Origin of the sequence: Streptomyces sp. NPDC048290, assembly GCF_040652095.1 — a bacterium.
In the GTDB taxonomy this organism is placed as follows: domain Bacteria; phylum Actinomycetota; class Actinomycetes; order Streptomycetales; family Streptomycetaceae; genus Streptomyces.
In genome coordinates this window covers 71,050-91,707 of record NZ_JBEZLM010000001.1, presented here as the reverse complement: position 1 = coordinate 91,707, position 20,658 = coordinate 71,050, and the positions used below count along the sequence as shown (strand labels likewise).

At 75.3% G+C, this 20,658-nt stretch carries 14 protein-coding genes; 10 read left to right on the top strand and 4 right to left on the bottom strand.

The window, feature by feature from the left end; genetic code table 11:
- The first annotated feature begins 27 nt into the window (after positions 1-27).
- Both AB0D49_RS00345 and AB0D49_RS00340 read left to right on the top strand, forming a co-directional pair.
- Positions 28-963: an AraC family transcriptional regulator gene (locus tag AB0D49_RS00345; protein ID WP_362748247.1), complete on the top strand. Its 936-nt coding sequence runs from the start codon at positions 28-30 to the stop codon at positions 961-963.
- A 10-nt stretch (positions 964-973) separates the two neighbouring features.
- Positions 974-1,651 carry a helix-turn-helix transcriptional regulator gene (locus AB0D49_RS00340; RefSeq protein ID WP_362748244.1) on the top strand — a complete coding sequence of 226 codons (678 nt, stop codon included), beginning with the start codon at positions 974-976 and terminating at the stop codon, positions 1,649-1,651.
- Between the two features lie 286 nt (positions 1,652-1,937).
- Here the strand turns inward: AB0D49_RS00340 and AB0D49_RS00335 are convergent, their stop codons facing one another.
- On the bottom strand, positions 1,938-2,336 hold the full coding sequence (locus AB0D49_RS00335; protein WP_362748241.1) for a VOC family protein: 399 nt from the start codon (positions 2,334-2,336) through the stop codon (positions 1,938-1,940).
- Positions 2,337-2,451: 115 nt separating this feature from the next.
- Between AB0D49_RS00335 and AB0D49_RS00330 the strand changes: the two genes are divergently transcribed.
- The 5 genes from AB0D49_RS00330 to AB0D49_RS00310 all read left to right on the top strand — a co-directional run bounded on the left by AB0D49_RS00330 (position 2,452) and on the right by AB0D49_RS00310 (position 11,250).
- Entirely contained in the window at positions 2,452-3,186 is a 735-nt protein-coding gene (locus AB0D49_RS00330; RefSeq protein WP_362748238.1) for a class I SAM-dependent methyltransferase, read from the top strand.
- A gap of 320 nt (positions 3,187-3,506) precedes the next feature.
- The gene (locus AB0D49_RS00325; RefSeq protein ID WP_362748235.1) at positions 3,507-6,131 is read left to right on the top strand and encodes an AAA family ATPase; all 2,625 of its coding nucleotides are present in this window, start codon (positions 3,507-3,509) and stop codon (positions 6,129-6,131) included.
- A 147-nt stretch (positions 6,132-6,278) separates the two neighbouring features.
- Entirely contained in the window at positions 6,279-7,319 is a 1,041-nt protein-coding gene (locus AB0D49_RS00320; protein WP_362748232.1) for a methyltransferase, read from the top strand.
- Between the two features lie 344 nt (positions 7,320-7,663).
- A complete protein-coding gene (locus AB0D49_RS00315; protein ID WP_362748230.1) occupies positions 7,664-9,724 on the top strand; it encodes an FAD/NAD(P)-binding protein in 2,061 nt (686 codons plus the stop codon).
- Positions 9,721-11,250, top strand: a complete 1,530-nt coding sequence (locus AB0D49_RS00310; RefSeq protein WP_362748227.1) for an adenylosuccinate lyase family protein — start codon at positions 9,721-9,723, stop codon at positions 11,248-11,250. The genes AB0D49_RS00315 and AB0D49_RS00310 overlap by 4 nt, the downstream gene beginning before the upstream one ends.
- A gap of 74 nt (positions 11,251-11,324) precedes the next feature.
- Here the strand turns inward: AB0D49_RS00310 and AB0D49_RS00305 are convergent, their stop codons facing one another.
- Positions 11,325-12,140, bottom strand: coding sequence for an SAM-dependent methyltransferase (locus AB0D49_RS00305; RefSeq protein ID WP_362748224.1), 816 nt, complete (start codon positions 12,138-12,140; stop codon positions 11,325-11,327).
- 389 nt (positions 12,141-12,529) lie between these two features.
- Here AB0D49_RS00305 and AB0D49_RS00300 point away from each other — a divergent pair, with 389 nt between their 5' ends.
- A complete protein-coding gene (locus AB0D49_RS00300) occupies positions 12,530-14,125 on the top strand; it encodes a carboxylesterase family protein (RefSeq protein WP_362748221.1) in 1,596 nt (531 codons plus the stop codon).
- 42 nt (positions 14,126-14,167) lie between these two features.
- Here AB0D49_RS00300 and mmuM read toward each other — a convergent pair whose 3' ends face one another.
- A complete protein-coding gene (gene mmuM / locus AB0D49_RS00295) occupies positions 14,168-15,079 on the bottom strand; it encodes a homocysteine S-methyltransferase (RefSeq protein ID WP_362748218.1) in 912 nt (303 codons plus the stop codon).
- 291 nt (positions 15,080-15,370) lie between these two features.
- Between mmuM and AB0D49_RS00290 the strand changes: the two genes are divergently transcribed.
- Both AB0D49_RS00290 and AB0D49_RS00285 read left to right on the top strand, forming a co-directional pair.
- Positions 15,371-17,119, top strand: a complete 1,749-nt coding sequence (locus AB0D49_RS00290) for a PHP domain-containing protein (protein WP_362748215.1) — start codon at positions 15,371-15,373, stop codon at positions 17,117-17,119.
- A complete protein-coding gene (locus AB0D49_RS00285; protein ID WP_362748212.1) occupies positions 17,116-17,637 on the top strand; it encodes a hypothetical protein in 522 nt (173 codons plus the stop codon). Before AB0D49_RS00290 ends, AB0D49_RS00285 begins: the two co-directional genes overlap by 4 nt.
- Positions 17,638-17,686: 49 nt before the next feature.
- Here AB0D49_RS00285 and AB0D49_RS00280 read toward each other — a convergent pair whose 3' ends face one another.
- A complete protein-coding gene (locus AB0D49_RS00280) occupies positions 17,687-20,560 on the bottom strand; it encodes a glycoside hydrolase family 2 TIM barrel-domain containing protein (protein ID WP_362748209.1) in 2,874 nt (957 codons plus the stop codon).
- Positions 20,561-20,658: the final 98 nt, after the last annotated feature.

The following is a 20,658-nucleotide window of genomic DNA, read 5'->3' as shown; positions in this document are numbered from 1 at the left end:
CCATAAGCGCCCGTCTACGCTGGCGCCATGGACGCACTCGCCGGTCTGCTGGAGGGCCCCCGCGCGCGGGGCGCCTTCATGATCCGGGCGGGCTTCGACCCGCCCTGGGCGGTGCGGGTGGAGGACCGGGCGCCGCTGACCGTGATGGTGATGGCGCGCGGGGACGCCTGGGTGCTGCCCGACACCGGGGAGCCGCTCCGGCTGCGCGCCGGGGACGTGGCCGTCGCCCGCGGCCCCGCCCCCTACACCTGCGCCGACGACCCCGGCACCGCGCCGCAGGCGCTGATCCTGCCCGGCGGGGAATGCCACTACCCCGACGGCCGCGCCCTCAACGGCTCCATGGACCTCGGCGTCCGTGCCTGGGGCGACCGGTTCGACGGCGCCACGGTCATGGTGATCGGCACCTATCTGTGGCCCGGCGAGGTCAGCGCCCGGCTGCTGGACGCCCTGCCCCCGCTGCTCAGCCTCCGCCCGGACGCGGACGGCGGCCCCCTCGTCCCGCTGCTCCTGGTCGAGATCACCCGCGACGAGCCGGGACAGGAGGTCGTCCTCGACCGGCTGCTCGACCTGCTGGTCATCGCCACGCTGCGGGCCTGGTTCGCGCGCCCCGAGTCCGCCGCCCCCGCCTGGTACCGGGCGCTCGGCGACCCGGTCGTCGGCCGGGTGCTGCGGCTGGTCCAGGACGACCCCGCGCACCCCTGGACGGTCGCCGCCCTCGCCGCGAAAGCCGGGGTCTCCCGCGCCGCCCTCGCCCGCCGCTTCACCGACCTCGTCGGCGAGCCGGTGATGACGTACCTCACCGGCTGGCGGCTCGCGCTCGCCGCGGACCGGCTCCGCGACAGCGCCGACACCCTGGAGACCATCGCCCGCCAGGTCGGCTACGGCAGCCCCTTCGCCCTGTCCAGCGCCTTCAAACGGGTGTACGGGATCAGCCCCCAGGAGCACCGCACCCGGGCGGCGTAGCCTGGCACACGTGTATGAGGAACGGGTGTCCCGGCTGACCGGCGCGGTCGTGTGGACGCTCACCCCGTCGGACCGCCCCGGCACCGGACGGGTGCTGCCCGACGGATGCATGGACCTGCTCTGGCACGACGGCACGCTCCTGGTCGCGGGCCCCGACACCCGGGCCCACCGCTCCACCGCCACCGGCCCCTGGACCGGTCTACGGCTCGCCCCCGGCACCGCGCCCGCCCTGCTCGGTGTCCCCGCCCACGAACTCCGCGACCGCCGCGTCCCGCTCGCCGAGCTGTGGCCCGCCACCGAGGTCCGCGCGCTGTCCGCCCGCCTCTCCGCCGCCGCCGACCCCGCCACCGCCCTGGAGGACCTGGCGCTCGGGCGGGCCGCCCCGCCCGACCCGGCGCTGCGCGCGCTGGTCGCCGCCCTGCGCGCGGGCCGCCCGGTCGCCGCCACCGCCGACCGGCTCGGCCTGGGCGCCCGCCAGTTGCACCGCCGCTCCCTCGCCGCCTTCGGCTACGGACCCAAGACCCTCGCCCGGGTGCTGCGCCTCCAGCGGGCCCTGGCCCTGGCCCGCGCGGGCGTCCCGTACGCCGAGACCGCCGCCCGCGCCGGCTACGCCGACCAGGCCCATCTGTCCCGGGACGTCAAGGACCTCACGGGGGTCCCACTGGGGGAGCTGCTCGGCGACGGCTAGGACCGCGGTCGTCCGGAGCGGAGCGTTCTCGCCGCCAGCGGCGGTGGCTTGTCGGCCGGGTCGGGCGTGTCGGGGCGTGGGGCGGAGGAGGGGGGGTCGACGGTGGCGTGGCCGGGGGCGGCCCGCCTCGGTGAACGCTTGCTCCAGCTGGAAGGTGTCGACGGTGGCGCGGCCAGGGTGCGAGCAGCGCCCGGACGGGCCGTACGACAGGCCCCGGTGCCGGAGCCGGATCACCCGGTCGTCCGCCGGGGCGAGCCGTACGGCAGGCCCCGGCGGTGGTGCCGGTTCACCCGGTCGTCTTCAGTGGGGCGAACAGGTCCACGCCGTGGCCGTCCGGGTCGTGCGCGACCGCGTAGCGCTGGCCCCAGGGGGCGTCCCAGGGGGCGAGTTCGCCGTGGTGGCCGGCGGCGAGGAGGTCGGCGTAGACCCGGTCCACGTCTGCGGGGTCGTCGCACCGGAGGGCCAGGGAGTGGCGGGAGCCGGTGGGCGGGTCGAAGTCGGGGTGGAAGGAGCGGACGCCGTCCTCGGTGTCCAGCAGCAGGCGCAGCCCGCCGGGCAGCGGCGCCTCCGCGTGGGGGGCGGTCTCCGCCCCGTCGGGGAAGGCGAACCCGAGCCGCCGGTAGAAGGCGACGGAGGCGGCCATGTCGGAGACGACCAGGCCGATGGCGTCGAAACGTGGAGTCATGCGGCCACCGTAGGCGGCCCGGCGGGCGGCGGTCTTGAATGAATCGGACACGTGGGGGAGCGCCGTCGTGGAAATCTCGTTGCCCCCGTCCGCCGCGCTCTCTACGGTCCTGCCCATGCCCGACGCCCTGTTCTCCGATCCCCGGCTCGTTCCGCTCTACGACGTGCTGGAGGCCGACCGCGACGACCTGGACGCCTATCTCGCGATGGCCGGGGAGTTCGGGGCGCGCCGGGTCCTGGACATCGGGTGCGGCACGGGTGTGCTCGCGCTGCTGCTGGCCGGGCGCGGCCTGGACGTGGTGGGCGTCGATCCGGCGCTCGCCTCGCTGGACGCGGCGCGGGCCAAGCCCGGTGCCGGGCGGGTGCGCTGGGTGCACGGCGACGCGGGCGCGGCCGGGCCGCTCGGCGCCGATCTCGCCGTGATGACCGGCAACGCGGCACAGGCCGTCCTCGACCCGGGGGACTGGGCGCGGACCCTGCGCGGCGCGTACCGGGCGCTGCGGCCGGGCGGGCGGCTGGTGTTCGAGACCCGGGACCCGGCGCGCCGGGCCTGGCGGGAGTGGGACCGCGCGCACACCCACACGGTCGTCGACGTCCCCGGCACCGGACCCGTCGAGCACTGGATCGACCTGATCGCCGTCGACGGCCCGCTGGTCACCTTCCGTGGCACGTACGTCTTCCGGGCGACCGGTGAGACCCTGCTCTCCCATTCGACGCTGCGGTTCCGGGAGCGCGCGGACGTGGTGGCGGACCTGACGGAGTACGGCTTCGTGCTGGAGGGCGTCCGGGACGCCCCGGACCGGCCCGGACGGGAGTTCGTGTTCGTGGCCCGCCGCCCGGACACCCGCTGACCCGGCCGTCCCATACCGGCCATTCCCGGCGGCCCGCGACGGCGGCCGGAACTCCCGGACGTGTGACGGTTCCCGTGAGTCCGCGCCCCGGCCCATGAATTCCGGCCACCCGGAGAGATTCGGGAATCGGGCGCGGGCCCACCGGAGAAGATCTCCGGAACGTCCTCTTCTCCGGTGGACGGAGATGTTCCCGACGTCGCCCGGAAGTCACCGTCCGGGCCGTTCCCGGGCCTTTTCGGCTTTACTTCACGGGTAGTTCGCACCACTACGGATGCGACACCTGGGGACTTCAGTCGGACGGGGACGACATGCTATCCGCCGTGCCCGCGCTGCCGGGCCGTGAGGAAATCCTTTACGAGATACGCCGGGCCATCGAGGACACCGCGACGGGCCCGGGACGGTGTGCCGTCGTCGAGGGCGCCACGGGCACCGGGAAGAGCGCGCTGCTGCGGGCGGCCGTCCGGTTCGCCCGCGCCCGGGGCACGGCCGTGGCCACCGCCGAGGCCACCCGCGCCGACCGGGCGGCCCCGTACGGCACCTTGCGCGCCCTGCTGCGGGACACCGTGCCGTCGGCGCTGCTCGCCCCGCTGACCGCCCGCGCCGACCACGACCCCGTGGAGCCGACCGACCGGATCGCCGGGTTCCTCGCGACGGCCGCCCGCGCCACCTCGCTCCTGGTGGCGCTGGACGACGCCCACCACACCGACGACCGCTCCGCGACCGCCCTGCACCGGCTGATCCGCGCCACCGCCGACCTGCCCGTGCTGTGGCTGCTGGCGCGCGGCCCCGTCCAGGACGCCTTCGACCGGACGGCACGGGACGGCGCCGCCCGCCACCGGCTGGAGCCGCTGTCCCCGGACGCGGTCGCCGCGCTGGCCGCCGAGGTGCTGGGCGCCCGCCCCGGTGACGACGTCCTCGCGCTGGCCGCCCGCGCGGGCGGCAACCCCTACCTGCTCACCGAACTCCTGTCCACCGCGCTGGCCGACGGACGGGTCCGGACCCCGGGCGGACCGGGCGCCGTCGCCACCCTCACCGACGGCACACCGGCGCCCGCCTTCCGGTCCGCCGTCGAGCACCATCTGCGCGACCTGACCCCGGAGAGCCGGCGCCTCCTGGACGCGCTGGCCGTCCTCGGCCCGCGCTGCACGGTCCATGAGGCCGCCGCGCTGCTCGGCCGCGCTCCCGTGGACCTGCTCCCGCAGATCGGTGAACTGCTCGACGCCTCCGTCCTGGTGGAGGACGGCCCGGCCGTCGTCTTCCGGCACGACGTGGTCCGCGAGGTGCTCTACGACCGGCTCCCCGGACCCGTACGGGCCGCCCTGCACCGGGAGGCGGCCACGGTGGTGTGGCGCGAGGGCGGCGCCGCCCCGCAGTTCATCGACCACCTGGTCCTCGCCCGCGGCCCCGCCGCCGTACCGCCGGGGCCCGTGCCCGACCCGCTCGCCCCGCGCCGGTCCGCCCGCGCGGGGGCGCCCCCCGTGACCGGCCCGCCGGGGCCGGAGGTCCCCGGACGGGACCGGGACGGCCCGCTGCTGCCCGAACTCATCGCCGACGCCGTCCATCTGATGGGCGCCGGGACCTTCCGCGCCCCGGGCGACACCCTGGGCGACGCTCCGGGCGGCGGCACACCGGCGCCCGTGCCCTGTCCCGTCACGGACCCGCGCCCCGCACGGCCCACCGAACCGCTCCACCGCACCACCATGTGGTACTCCGCCGCCCACGCGCAGGGACTGCACGAGCAGGTCGCCGCCCGTGCCCGCGAGGCCCTGCGGGACGCCCAGGGCCGGGGCGCCGACGCCGACCACCACCGGCTGTGGCTGGCCGTCGCCCTCACCGCCACCGACGAGTTCGACCAGGCGGCGGCGCTCCTCGCCCGGGACCACGCCCCGTCCGGCGGCCACCCCGCCCTGCACTGGGTGCCCCCGATGTGGCACCACCACCGGGCCGAACTCGCCCTCGCCGCGGGCCGGCTCGCCGACGCCGACGCCGAGGCCGCCGAAGCCGTACGGGTCGCCGAGCGGCTCGCCGTGCCCTCGCTCGGTGTGGCGCCGCTGGCGCTGCGGGTCCGGGTCGCGCTGCACACCGGGGACCTGCCGCTCGCCCGCCGCCACCTGGACCGCGCGGGCCCCCTGTCGGCCGGTGCCGCCGGGGCCGCGCTGGAGGACCTGGCCTGGGTGACCGCGCTGCTGCACCGAGAGGACGAGGAGCCCGGAACCGCCGCCGAGGCCCTCGCCGAGGTCTGCTCGGCGCTGCCCAAGCGGCCCCTGCTGCTCACCCGGGAGCCGCACGCGGGCGCCCTCCTGGTGCGGACGGCACTGGACGGCGGCGACCCCGCGCGGGCCGCCGCCGTCACCGAGGCCGCCCGGCTGGTCGCCGCCCGCAACCCGACGGTGCTCACCGCGCTCGCCGCCGTCGCGCACGCCGAGGGCGTCCTCGGCGGTGACGTACGGCGGCTGCGTACCGCCGTCGGCTACTACCGGTCCGGGCCCCGGCCGCTCGCGCTGGCCGCCGCCACCGAGGACCTCGCCGGGGCGGAGGCCGCCCGGGGCGGCCGGGCCGCCGCGACGGCCCTGCTCAACGAGGCGCTCGGCCGCTACCAGTCCCTCGGCGCCCGCGGCGACGCCCTGCGGGTGCGCACCAGCCTGCGCGCGCTGGCCGTGCGCCGCCCACGCCCCGAGCCCGGCCGGGGCGACCGGGACGCGCCCGATCCGGGAGGCGGGCCCCGGGCCCGCTGGGAGCGGCTGACACCGTCCGAACTGCGGGTCGTCCGGCTGGTCGCCGAGGGGCTGACCAACCGGGAGGTCGCCGAGCGGCTGTTCCTGTCCCGGCACACCGTGGACAGCCATCTGCGGCACAGCTTCACCAAGCTGGGCGTGACCAGCCGGGTGGAGCTGACCCGCCAGGTGCTGGCGCACGAGGAACTCTCCCTGGACGGCACCGCGTGACCGCGCGCGGCCCCGTCCCCACGGCAGTTCACGCGAACACGTGATGTCCCGCCCCGGGCGCCGCCCGGAGACTGGGCCCGGACCACGCCGACCCTGCCGTACACCCCCTACCGATCCGGCCGCACAGGCGGAGGAGGAGCGCACACCATGACCGTCCACCCGACCGTGTCCGACCCTGCGAACGAGGTACCACCGCCGGTCAGGATGTACGAGATGCTCTACAGCTCGCTGGTCAGCCAGCTGATCCTGGCCGTCGCCGAACTGGGCGTCGCCGACGCCGTGGGCGACGAGACACGGCATGTCGACGACATCGCCGCCCGCACCGGCACCCACCCCGGCGCCCTCTACCGGGGGCTGCGGGCGCTGGCCAGCGTCGGGGTGTTCACCGAGGTGGAGCCGGAGACCTTCGCCCTCACCCCGCTCGCCGCGACCCTGCGCAGCGATGTGCCCGGCTCGATGCGGGACCTGGCCCGCTATGTCGGACTGCCCGAGCGGCAGCGGTCGTTCGGCGCGCTGGCGCACAGTCTGCGCACCGGTAGGCCCGCTTTCGACGACCTGCACGGCAGCGACTGGTGGACCTACATCGCCGCCCACCCGGAGCGGGCCGAGCAGTTCAACCGGGCCATGGCCAGCATGTCGGTCATGGTCAACTCCAGTGTCCTGGACGTCTACGACCTGTCCGACGCCCGCCATGTGGTCGATGTCGGCGGCGGCCACGGACAGCTGGTGGGGGCCCTGCTCCAGCGGTACCCGCGGCTCACCGCCGTGGTCCACGACCTGCCCCGGGTGGTCCCCGAGGCGCGGGCCGTGCTCACCGGCCTCGGCGTGGCGGACCGCGCGGAGTGCGTCGGCGGCGACTTCCTGGAGTCCGTCCCGGAGGGCGGGGACGTGTACGTGCTGTGCTGGACCCTGCACGACTGGGACGACGAGGACGCCGTCACCATCCTGCGCAACGTCCGGCGGGCGCTCGGCGACTCCGGACGGCTGATCGTCGTCGACGAGGTGCTGCCGGAGGGCGACACACCGCACTTCGGCAAGTTCGAGGACATCGTGATGCTGTCGCTGCTCACCGGGCAGGTGCGCACCGAGGCGCAGTTCGTGGAGCTGTTCGAGAAGGCCGGGTTCCGGCACCAGGAGACGCTGCCGACCCGGTCGCCCACGAGCCTCGTCGTGGCGGTCCCCGCCTGACCCGCCCCCCCCACGTCCCCCTGTCCCCTGGGGCTCCCCCCGGCCCCCCGGCCCCTGGGGCTCCCCCCTCCGCAACGGCCCGCCACGCGACAGCGCGGCGGGCCTTTCGCGCGGGAATTCCAGCGGGTCCGGGCAATTTCCGCCCGGGAACCTGACGGATGAAATCCCCGGCACTTGACACGGCATTCACCGGCATTCACCGGCATTCACCGGCGTTCGCTGGAATTCCAGAAGACGCCCGCCCCGGAATTGCCGCACCGGGTCCCGGTAATCCGTACGGTGCCCCCGGAAATCCCGTATCCGCGTGATGCCGCACAACCCGGACCGCGTCTAGCGTCCAGGGCATGGCGATTGACATGACTGACCCGGAAGTGACCCGGATCTGTGTGATCGGGGCCGGTCCGCGCGGGCTGTGCGTCCTGGAACGGCTCGCCGCCCAGGCCCGGCTGCCGCGCTGGCGCGAACGGACGATCCAGGTGCACCTGGTCGACCCGCGCGGCGCGGGCGGCCAGGTGTGGCGGCCCGCGCAGGACGCCGAACTGCTGATGAACACCGTCGCCTCGCAGATCACCCTGTTCAGCGACGACAGCGTCGACTGCGAGGGCCCCGTCGTCCCCGGACCGAGCCTGCACCAGTGGGCGGCGCTCCTGGACGAACTCGGCTCCCCCGAGGACCTGCCCGAGCGGACCCGGCAGGAGGTCAGGAACCTCGGCCCCGACACCTACCCGACCCGGCGGCTCTACGGCCACTACCTGGTGTGGGTGCTGGACCGGCTGCGCGCGACCGCGCCCGCCAACCTGCGCATCACACCGCACCCGGCCGTCGCCGTGGCCCTGCACGACACCCCCGGCGGCGACGGCACCCAGACCGTCGCCCTGGACGACGGCACCGTCCTGACCGGGCTCGACTCCGTGGTGCTCGCCCAGGGCCACGCGCCCATGGCGCCCGGCGCCCGGGAGCGCGAACTGACCGCGTACGCCGAGCGGCACGGACTGCTGCATCTGCCGCCGGGCAACCCGGCCGACGCCGACTACGGCGCCATCGCCCCCGGCGAGCGGGTCGCCCTGCTCGGGATGGGCCTGACCTGCTTCGACATCGTCGCCCTGCTGACCACCGGACGCGGCGGGACCTTCCAGCGGGCCGCCGGACGGCTGGTGTACCAGCGCTCGGGACAGGAACCCGTGCTCCACCTGGCCTCGCGCCGGGGCATCCCGTACCACGCCCGGGGCGAGAACGAGAAGGGCGTCTCCGGCCGCCACGACCCGCTCTTCCTGACCCCCGCCGCCATCGACGCGCTGCGGCGGCGCCACCGCACCGCCGGTCCGCTGTCCTTCCGCGCGGACGTCTGGCCGCTGATCTCGGCGGAGGTCCGCGCGGTCTACTACCACGCGCTCCTCGCCGAACGCGGCGACCGGGCCGCCGCCGACGCCTTCCTCACCGAGTTCGTCGCCGTCCTGGGCGCCCCCGACGACCCGGCCGAGAGCCCGGCCGAGGACGCCCTCCTCACCCGGCACGGCGTCCCGCGCGAGCGCCGCTGGGACTGGAGCCACATCGAACGCCCCTACGGCGACCGTGCGTTCACCGGCCCCGACGACTACCGCCGCTGGCTCCTCGCCCATCTGCGCGAGGACCTCGCCGAAGCCCGCAGGGGCAATGTCACCAGCCCCCTCAAGGCCGCCCTCGACGTGCTGCGCGATCTGCGCAACGAGATACGCCTGGTGGTCGACCACGCCGGACTCGGCGGCGCGTCCTACCGCGACGAGCTGAGCGGCTGGTACACCCCGCTCAACGCCTATCTCTCCATCGGCCCGCCCGCCCGCCGGATCGAGGAGCTGATCGCCCTGATCGAGGCCGGAGTGGTCGAGGTGACCGGTCCGGGCGTACGCGTCGAACCCGACCCGCACGGACGGGGCTTCCGGCTGGGCTCCACCCGGGTGCCCGGTCCCGCCACCCTCGTCACCGCCCTGGTGGACGCCCGGCTCCCCGAGTTCGATCTGCGCGCCACCACCGACCCGCTGCTGCGCCAGCTCCTCGGCAGCGGCCAGTGCGCCCCGTACCGCATCCCGGACGGCACCGCCGCGCCGTACGAGACCGGGGGCGTCGCCGTCACCACCCGGCCCTACCATCTGCTCGACCGGGAGTCGCGGGCGCATCCGCGCAGGCTGGCCTTCGGGGTGCCCACCGAGGGCGTCCACTGGGTCACCGCGGCCGGTATCCGGCCGGGCGTCAACTCGGTCATCGTCGGCGACAGCGACGCCATCGCCCACACCTGCCTGGTGTCGGCGGACGCCCGGATCGCGGCGGCGCGGGCCCGCCGGACGCCGTATCTGCACCGCCATGTGCCGCTGGCCTGGCTGCCCACCAGCGGTCGGCCGCTCACCACCACGGGCGGGGGCGCGGCATGACCGGCGCACCCGTGGACACCTGGTACGAGCGGCACGCCACCGCCGTCGCCGAGATCGCCGACCTCGGGCTGCTCTCCCCGGTCCGGGCCGGTTCCCCGGCCGAGCGGCTCACCGGCGACGCGGCCTTCCTCGGCGCCATGCTGGAGGCTGAGATCGCGCTCGCCGAGACCCAGGCGGAGCTGGGCGTCATCCCCGCCTCCTCGGTCGGGCCGATCACCGAGGCCGCCCGGTCCGGCCGGATCGACCCGGTGGCGCTCGCCCGGGGCGCCCGGGACGCGGCGAACCCCGTCGTCGGCCTGGTCGCGGCGCTGACCCCGGTGGTCGCCGCGCTCGACCCGGACGCCGCCGAGCATGTCCACCACGGCAGCACCAGCCAGGACATCCTGGACTCCGCGACCATGCTGGTCGCCACCCGGGTGCTGTGGCACATCGACGCCGCGCTGACCCGTACCGCGGACGCGCTCGCCGGGCTGGCGGCCCGGTACCGGGACACCCCGGTGGCCGGGCGGACCCTCACCCAGCACGCCGTACCGGTCACCTTCGGGCTCAAGGCCGCGGGCTGGCTCAGTCTGGCCCTCGACGCCTCCGACCGGGTCCGCCGGCTGCTCGACCCCGGGCTGCCGGTCCAGCTCGGCGGCGCGGCCGGGACCCTCGCGGGCTACGACGCCGTCGCCCGGGGCGCCCTGCCCGGTCACGGCACCGAACTGACCGGGCCGTTCGCCGCGCGGCTCGGCCTCTCGGCGCCCCCCGTGCCGTGGCACGCGCTGCGCACCCCGCTCGCCGACCTCGGTGCCGTGCTCGCCTTCACGGCGGCGGCGCTCGGCAAGCTGGCCGCCGATGTGCAGGGCATGGCCCGTACCGAGGTCGCCGAGGTCGCCGAACCCGGCGGGGAGGGCCGGGGCGCCTCCTCGGCGATGCCGCAGAAGCGCAATCCGGTGCTGGCCACGCTGATCGCCTCGGCCGCCCGGCAGGTGCCGCCGCTGGCGCTGATCCTCACCCAGAGCCTGGTCGCCGAGGACGAGCGGGCGCCCGGCGCCTGGCACGCCGAGTGGCAGCCGCTGCGGGAGGCGCTGCGGCTGACGGCGGGCGCGGCCGACAGCGCGGCCGAACTCACCGCCGGTCTGGTGGTGTTCCCGGAGCGGATGCTCGCCAACGCCGAGCTGAGCGACGGCGCCCTGCACGCGGAGCGGCTCGGGGTCGCCCTCGCGCCGGTCCTCGGCAAGGCGGGGGCGAAACGGCTGCTGGGCCGGCTGACCGCCCCTCAGGAGCCGGGCGGCGGAACCTCCTTCGCCGAACGGCTGGCGGCGGCCCCGGAGACGGACGGCCGTTTCACGGGGCCCGACGGCGAGGCGGCGCTGAAGGAACTCCTGGCGCCGTCCGGCTATCTGGGCGCCTCGGGCCTCCTGGTGGACCGGGTCCTCGCCCGGCACACGGCCCGCGCGGACGCCAGGGATGCCAGGGATGCCAGGGATGCCAGGGACGGCACGGACGGCACGGAGGGCACGGACGGCACGGGCGAGGGGTGAGCCGCGGCGGACAGCACGGAGCGGTCCGGACGTCCGCCCGGACCGCTCCCGAGGTCACCGCGCCCGACAGGGCGTCAGGACTTGCGCCCCACCGCGCCGTACGCGTCCACCTCCGGGTCCGAGGCGTCGCTCTCCGGGCGCCAGGCGGTCACCTGCGCCACGCCCGGCTCCAGCAGCTCCAGACCGTCGAAGAACCCGCCGATCTCCGCCACGGTGCGCACGTAGTACGGCACCGCGCCGCTCGCGTTGTAGGCGTCGGAGGCGGCGATCATGCCCTCGCTGGTGGAGGTGGAGTCGCTGATCACCAGGTAGCTGCCCGACGGCAGGCCCGCCATCAGCCGCTGGACCAGGTCGCGCGCCTTGTCGTACTCGGCGACATGCCCGAGCGTGTTCATGATGATCAGGGCGATCGGCTGGTCGAAGTCCAGCGTCCCGGCGGCGGCCTCCAGCACCGAGTCCGGGTCGTACAGGTCGGCGTCCAGGTACGCCGTCCTGCCCTCGGGGGTGCTGGTGAGCAGGGCGTTGGCGTGGGTGAGCACGATCGGGTCGTTGTCGACGTAGACGATCCGGGCGTCCGGCGCGACCCGCTGGGCGACCTCGTGGGTGTTGTCGGCGGTCGGCAGACCGGTGCCGATGTCGAGGAACTGCCGGACCCCCTGGTCCACGATCAGATGCCGTACGGCGCGGCCGAGGAACTGGCGGCTGGTGACCGCGACATCGACGAGACCCGGGAAGATCTCCTTGATGTGGTCCCCGATCTCCCGGTCGACCTCGTAGTTGTCCTTGCCCCCGACGAAGTAGTTCCAGAAACGGGCGGAGTGCGGCTTGGTGGTGTCGATCCTGGCGCGAATCTCCGCAGACGTGACGATCTGGGGGTTGGACTCCGACACGGCAGTGCCTCCTGCGGACGAATGAGGTGTTCAGGGCAGCGACGGCCGGGACGACCCCGGACCGGCACGGCGGTGGGCTGACGCGGTGCCGCCTGCGCACGGTGAGGTTTTGGCCATCTTTCGAGGGGTGGCGAGTACACGATGCCATGACCAGGCAGAGGAAGCACAGCCTTCCGGAAATCGAAGGTGATCAAGTGGCTTGGCCTGCGAATGATTTGGTAATCGGCCGTTTCGTCCGGAGGTGTGCAAGTGCTGCTGTCACGCGTCACCCGATCGTCACCCGATCGGCCCCCGCCCACCCCCTCCACGCCGGAATACCACCCCGGAATGTGGTGCTCTGATCAGAACCGGAACTCCAGGCTGTGCGGTGCGGAAGGGCTGGTGGGCGGATGTCTACGGCAGACCTGACGGAACGGACGGAACGCACGGGACCCGTGGCGCGCACCCCGTACGGGGCGGTCCGCGGACGCTGGGAGCACGGGATCGCGGTGTTCCGGGGCATCCCCTACGCCGCCCCGCCCTTCGGGCCCCGCCGCTTCCGGCCCCCCGAGCCGCCCGAGCCCTGGGACGGCGTCCGGGACGCCGGAGCCTTCGGACCGACCCCGCCGAAACCGCCGTACTCCGACGCCTTCGCGCCCTACCTGTCCGACCCGGTGATCCCCGGCGACGACTGCCTCAACCTCAACGTCTGGACCCCCGAGCCCGGCCCCGGAGCCCGTCTCCCGGTCCTCGTCTGGCTGCACGGCGGCGCCCTGACCCGGGGCTCCTCCGCCGTCCCGGTGTACGACGGCGGCTCCTTCGCCCGCGACGGAGTGGTCCTGGTCTCGCTCAACTACCGGCTCGGCGTCGAGGGCTACGGACTCTTCCCCGACGCCCCCGCCAACGCCGGACTGCGCGACCAGATCGCCGCCCTGACCTGGGTCCACGAGTCCATCGAGGAGTTCGGCGGCGACCCGGCGCGGATCACCCTGTTCGGCCAGTCGGCGGGCGCCATCAGCATCGGCGCCCTGCTCGCCGCCCCGCAGACCCAGGGCCTGGTGCGCCGCGCCGTCCTCCAGAGCGGCGCCCCCGAGGCCGCCGAACGCGAGAAGGTACGGCGGATGGTGCGCCGGATGGCCGGACGGCTGAAGATCCCGGCCACCGCCGCCGCCTTCGCCGCCGCCGACCGCGACCTGCTGCTGCGCGTCCAGGCCGACGTGGGCCGCCTCAGCAGCCCCGTCCTGGGTGGCCCCGCGTTCGGCATCGTCATCGACGGCGATGTCGTCCCCCGCGACCCGCTGGAGGCCCTCGTCTCCGGCGCCGCGGCCCCCGGCGTCGACCTGATGACGGGCTGGACCCGCGACGAGTACCGGCTGTGGCTGGTCCCCGGCGGCCTGGTGGAGCGCGTCGACCGACTCGGCCCGGTCGCCCTGGCCGGTGCCATGGCCCGCTGCCACTGCGGCCACGAGGTGCCGCGCGGCTACCGCACCCTGCGCCCCGAGGCCGGCACCGCCGAGATCGTCGGGCAGCTGGTCACCGACCATCTGCTGCGGCTGCCCCTGCACCGCCTGGCCGACGCCCGCCCCACCACCTCGTACGTCTACGAGTTCGCCTGGCCGTCCCTGGTCCCCCGGCTCGGCGCCTGCCACGCCCTGGAACTCGGGTTCGTCTTCGACACCGGCCAGGTCCCCGAGTCCGCCAAGCTCGCGGGCGCCGGAGCGCCCCAGGACCTCGCCGACGCCATGCACCGCGCCTGGGTCCGCTTCGCCACCGACGGCACCCCCGGCTGGCCGCACTGGGACCCCACCCACCCCGTCCACCTCTTCGGCGACGGCCCCGCCCACACCGTCAAGGGCCCCCGCGACGCCGAACTCTCCCTCTGGTCCGCCACCGCCCCGCCCCGTCCCGAACCCCCCGCGCCCCCGGCCGACCTCCCGGCCCGGATGACCGAACTCCGCTCGGTCGTCCGCCGCCTGCGCATCCCGGGAAGCGTGAAACGCACGTAGGGCGACACCGGGTGAACGTCACCTCTCAGGCGGCCCCCGCCGTCACCGCCCCAATACCCCCGCCACCTCCCCGATCGCCCCCGGCCCCACCCGGCAGCACCCCCCGATCAGCCGGGCCCCCGCCGCCCGCCACGTCCCGACCCGGGCCGGGGCGAACGTGGTGTCGCCCGTCCAGCCGTCCGGGCCCCAGGCCTCCCCGCTGTTGGGGTAGGCGACGACCGGTTTGCCGGTCACCCGGGCGGCCACGGTCACCGCCTCCGCCACCTCCTCCGGCGCACAGCAGTTCACGCCCACCGCGACCACCTGGTCGACCCCCGCCGCCACCGCGAACGCCTCCTCCAGCGGCTGCCCGGCCCGCGTCCGCCCCCCGGCCACCGCGTACGACAGCCACACCGGCAGCCCCACCCCGCGCACCGCCCGCAGCAGCGCCACCGCCTCGTCCACGTCCGGGACCGTCTCCAGCGCCAGCACATCCGGTTCCGCCGCCGCCAGCGCCGCCACCCGGGGCCGGTGGAACCGCTCCAGCTCGGCCACGCCCAGCCCGTACCGCCCCCGGTACTCGGACCCGTCCGCCAGCACCGCCCCGTACGGGCCGACGGACCCCGCGACCCACAACGGGCGGGCCACGTCCGCGCGCCGGGCCGCCTCCCGGGCCAGCGCCACGCTCGACGCGATCAGCCCGGCCGCCCGCCGCCGCCCGGTGCCGCGCCGGGCGAACCCCTCGAAGCTCGCCTGGTAGCTGGCCGTGATCGCCACATCGGCGCCCGCCCGGAAGTACGCCAGATGCGCCGCCACGACCGCCTCGGGCGCCTCGTCCAGCAGCCGCGCCGACCACAGCGCGTCCCCGAGGTCGTGCCCCTCGGCCTCCAGCTGGTTCGACAGCCCGCCGTCCAGCACCAGCGGCCCGGCGGCGAGGGCGGCGGCGAACGGCGGACGGGGCGCGACGGTGCTCATGACCCGACGGTAGTCCGCGCCGGTTCCGCCGCCCAGCGGTGTCCCCATCGGTGCAGGTCAGTGGCAGCTGCACAGGATGTGCAGAGCGCAGGTCGGTGCCAACCGGGCCAAAGCGGAAGCCGTCCCGTGGAGTCTGTGAGCGCTCACGACACCGGCCGTGCCGGGGTCGTCCGGCGCTCATCCGACGGTCGCGAAGAGTTCATGTGCCCCCTCGATTCTCCTCACGCGGCGCAGCAGCACCGCGAACGGCAGCCGTCGCACGCGACAGCGGCGGCGACAGGAGGCGCGATCATGGGGCACAGCCACGGACCCGGGCACCACCACCACCCGCACGGGCACGACCACGACCATGACCACGGGCACGACCACGCCCATGAACAGGGCGCCCTGCCCGCCGCGTTCGACACCTCCGTGCCGGACGGGGAGCTGAGCCCCGAACAGCGGTCGCGCCGCTCGCTGCTGCGCCGCGCCGGACTGCTCGGCGCCGGTCTGGCCGCCGGAAGCGTGCTCGCCCCGCAGCCCGCCGCCGCGTCCCCCGCCGCGTCCGCCGCCGCCCGGTCGGCCGCGTCGGGCGGCAGCCGCAGAAACGGCTTCCTGTGGCTGGCCGGTGACCACCACATCCACACCCAGTACAGCAGCGACGGCAAGTACCGGGTCGTCGACCAGGTCCGCCAGGGCGCCAAGCACGGCATGGACTGGCTGGTCATCACCGACCATGGCTCCGCCACCCACGCCAAGATCGGTGTGGAGAAGGTCAACCCGGACATCAAGGAGGCCCGCTCCGCCTACGAGGACACCCTTGTCTTCCAGGGCCTGGAGTGGAACATCCCGGCCGCCGAGCACGGCACCGTCTTCGTGCACCCCGGCAAGAACGAGGTGTCCGTCCTCAAGCAGTTCGAGAACGACTACGACGGCAGCGTCAAGGGCGCCAGCGGCAACAGCCCCGCCAACGAGGCGCTCGCCATCGCCGGGATCGCCTTCCTCGCCGAGCAGGTCAAGCAGCGCAAGGTGCAGGACGCGCTGATGCTCGCCAACCACCCGGCGCGGCGCGGTGTCGACTCCCCGCACGAGATCCGCGGCTGGCGCGACGCCTCCCCGGTCAGCCGTCAGATCGCCGTCGGCTTCGAGGGCGCCCCCGGCCACCAGGCCGCCGGACTGCCCTCCCCGCTCGGCCCCGGCCGGGCCCGCGGCATCTACGACAACAACCCGGGCGCCGACTCGTTCCCCGGCTACCCGCTGGAGAGCTACCGCACCTGGGGCGGCTTCGACTGGATGACCGCCACCGTCGGCGGCCTCTGGGACAGCCTGATCGCCGAGGGCAAGCCCTGGTGGATCACCGCCAACTCCGACTCCCACCAGGTCTACGCCGACACCGCGGCCCGTGGCGGCGGCGACTTCAACGGCAACGGCCGCTACGACGACCCGGTCTACAACGGCCAGCTCGACCTGGCCCAGGGCGACTACTGGCCCGGCTACTACAGCCGCACCCACGTCGGCTCCGACGGCTTCTCCTACGCCGCCGTCATGGACGGCATCCGCGCCGGGCGCATCTGGGTCGACCACGGCCAGCTCATCAGCGCCCTGGACGTCCGGGTCTCCGGCGGCAGCCGCTGGGCCACCCTGGGCGGCGCCCTGCACGTCAAGAAGGGCACGCGCGTCACCCTCTCGGTCGAGGTCGCCCTCGCCGGTGGCCCCAACTGGGCCGGATTCCAGCCCGAGCTGGCCCGCGTCGATGTCATCCAGGGCGATGTCACCGGCCCCGCCAAGGACAAGGACACCTTCACCGCCCCGTCCGCGAAGGTCGTCAAGTCCTACGAGGTCGGCAAGGGCACCGGCACGGTCAGGCTCAGCTACGACCTCGGCCGGGTCGACCGCCCGGTGTACGTCCGGCTGCGCGGCACCGACGGCAAGCGCAACGGCGTCGGCGTGAACGGGGCCGCGGTCGACCCCAACGGCCCGGTGCTGGACGTCGTCGGCGACGCCGACCCCTGGAAGGACCTCTGGTTCTACTCCAACCCGGTGTGGGTCCTGCCCTCGTGACCCCGCCGACGCCCCATGTCCTGACCGTCGACACGGCGACGAAGGACCTGCGTACGGCCGATCACCTGCTCCGGGAGCTGGCCGCCGGACTCGCCCTCACCGAGCGCGGGTTCGGCTGCACCCACCTCGTCCGGGACGGCCGCCCGCGCGTGGCGCTCTCCTTCGCCCTGGAGTCGGCCGCCGCCCGCGACACCGCGAGGGACCGGCTCACCGCCCAGGGCCACCAGGTCGCCGACGGGGCGCCCGACGCCCACGGCCGGGCCGTGCTCTTCCCGGGCGCGGCGGCCCTCACCGGCGTCCTGCCGGTCGGGGAGATCCTCGCCGCCTCCGCGATCGACGCCGTGACGGTGCTCGGCACCCCGGGCGCGCCCGACCCGGGCACCCCGCTGGACACCCGGGGCCATGTCCGGCCGCAGTGGCGGGACGGGCGGCTGGTCCTCGCCGCGCAGCCCGCCGCCGGAGGGGTCCTGGTGCCGTTCGAGCACCCGGACCCCACACCGTGCTGCGCCGACCACTGACGGCGGAGCACCGGCCGCCCCGGGACACCCCGGGGCGGCCGTGTCGCGCTCAGCCCGCCGCCGTGAACACCACCGCGAACTCCGCCGGTCCGGCGGACAGCAGATACGGCGGCAGCACACCGGGACCGCAGGACTGGGAGCCGATGCCCAGCTGACCGTGGTCCACGTTCACCCACACCGTGTCGCCCGGCACCAGATCGCTGCGATGGTCCGCCGCGTCCAGTTCCTCGGTGCTCCAGCGGCGGGCCGTGAACCAGAACTCCGGGTCGCCCTCGACCCGCAGCCCGCCCAGCTCCACCCGGCGCACCCCGGGCCGCGCCCCGTTCTCCTGCGGCCGGACGTACGGCGTCTGCAAGGCGTCCACGGTCGACCGGAACAACCCCGTCCGGCAGCCCGCCCGGGTGTCCGGGTACCCCTCGCCCGGCCCACCGCCGTACCAGGTCACCCGGTCCGCCGCCGCCAGCCCGAACCGCACCCCCAGCCGGGGCAGCGGCACACTCCACTCGCCCTCGGGGACCACCGTCACCGCCAGCCGCAGCCGGGTCCCGTCGCTGGTCCACCGGTACACCGCGCGCAGCCCCTCCTCGCGCCCCGCGGCGGCCACCCGGCTCCGTACCGTCAGCGCGTCCGTACCGGTCTCCACGCCGTCCGGCCGGTGCCGCATCCGGTGCAGGCCCCGCGCCCGCCACAGCGGCCCGAGACGGGCGTCGGGCTGCCAGGGCGCCCCCTCGTCGTTGTCGGTGGGCGCCCGCCACACATCCAGCCGCAGCCCGGTGACCGGCACGTCCCCGACGGCCAGCAGCGCGCCCGTGGCGGCGTCGAAGACCCCGGGACCGAGCGTGATCCGCCCCTCCCGCGCCACCGGCCGGGCGCTCGCCGCCACCTCCGGTGCCCGCCGGGCGACGGCCGGGAGCTGCGCCCACGCCACCTCGTGCCCGCGCTCCGCCCACGCCGTGTCCTCGGCCAGCACCGCCCGCAGTGTCCACAGCGCCTCCCCGTCATGGCCGTCCGGCCGCTCGGGCAGCTTCAGCTCCGCCGACTCGCCCGCCGCGAGCGGCCCCACCGCCAGCGCGCCCCGCGCGACCGTCTCGCCCTCGACGTCGTACGCCCACTCGAACGCCAGCGCCGAAAGATCCGCGAAGTCCTGCCGGTTCGTCACCCGGACCGTGGCGCCGGGGCCGGTGCCGTCGCCCTCGATCCGGACGGGCTCGATCACCTTCTTCAGCTCGGTCAGGCCGGGGGACGGCACCCGGTCCGGGAACAGCAGTCCGTCGCAGACGAAGTTCCCGTCATGGACCTCCTCCCCGAAGTCCCCGCCATAGGCGAACCCGTACCGGTCGTCGGTGACGCCGTGGTCGATCCACTCCCACACGAACCCGCCCTGGAGCCGCGGATACGTCTCGAACAGCCGCTGGTACTCGCTCAGTCCGCCCGGTCCGTTGCCCATCGCGTGGGCGTACTCGCACAGGATGAACGGCAGCCCCCGCCGTCGCCGCGGACCCCCGTCCAGGCCGCGCCCGATCCGCTCGACCTCCGCGTGCGGCAGATACATCCGGGAGTACAGATCGGTGTCCCGGCAGTCGTGGTCGCCCTCGTAGTGCAGCAGCCGGGAGGAGTCCCGCGCCCGCATCCAGCGGGCCATCGCGGTCAGTCCGCGCCCGGTGCCCGCCTCGTTGCCCAGCGACCAGACGATCACCGAGGGATGGTTCTTGTCCCGCTCGACCATCCGCGCCGCCCGGTCCAGCAGCGCCGGGCGCCAGCGGTCGTCGTCCACCGGGTTGTCCCGCCAGTCCTGCCCGGTGAAGCCATGGGTCTCCAGATCGCACTCGTCGATCACCCACAGCCCGTACTCGTCGCACAGGTCCAGGAACGCCGGGTGCGGCGGATAGTGCGCGGTGCGCACCGCGTTGACGTTGTGCCGCTTCATCAGCAGCACGTCCGCGCGCATCGTCGCCTCGTCCAGCGCCCGGCCCCGCTCGGGGTGCCACTCGTGCCGGTTGACGCCCTTGAGCAGGATCGGCCGCCCGTTCACCGTGAGCAGCCCGTCGTGCAGGGCGACCGTCCGGAAGCCGATCCGCAGCGGCACCCGCTCGCCCGCCGTGGCCAGCACCCCGTCGTACAGCCGGGGCGTCTCCGCCGTCCACGGCGCCACCGCCACGCTCACACTGTCCCCGGTCGCCAGGTCGAGGCCCAGCTCCGGGACGGTGACCCGGCCCGGCACATCGGAGTCGACCCGCAGGGTGCCCTCGCCGGTGGTGTGGTCGTACCCGGCGTGCACGAAGAAGTCCCGGACCGCGCCCGGCGGGCGGTGCAGCAGCGTCACGTCCCGGAAGATGCCCGGCAGCCACCACTGGTCCTGGTCCTCCAGATACGACCCCGACGACCACTGGTGCACCCGGACCGCCAGCACGTTCCCGGCCGGTTCCAGCAGCGCCCCGACCGCGAACTCGTGCGGCAGCCGGGACCCCTTGAACTCGCCGAGCGGCGTGCCGTTCAGCCAGACCCGGGCGCAGGACTCCACACCGTCGAAGCGCAGCACCGCGTCCCCGTCGCCCGGCCATCCCCCGGGCAGGTCGAACACGCGCAGATGGTCACCGGTGGGGTTCTCGGCGGGCACCCGGGGCGGGTCCACCGGGAACGGATAGATCTGGTTGGTGTAGATCGGGGCGCCGTACGCCCCGCCGCCCTGGAGCACCCAGTGCCCGGGGACCTCGATCCCGGCCCAGTCCCCGGCGTCGAACCCGGGCCGCGTGAAGGACGTGTCGGCGCCGCCCGCCGTGGGGGACAGCCGGAACCGCCAGGTGCCGTTCAGCGAGAGTGCCGCCGCGTCGGACGGCCTGGCCCGCGCCCGTGGCGGCAGCGCCCCGCTCCCGGGCGAGACGTCCTCGACAGAGGCGGGGGTGCTGGGGGAACGGAAGGACATGGGTCGGTCTCCTCACGAGGCTCGTCCTCTGGGCATCCCAGGAAGCCGCCACAGGGCGGGGGACGCACGGCCGTGCGGACGGACACGGTCACCGCAAC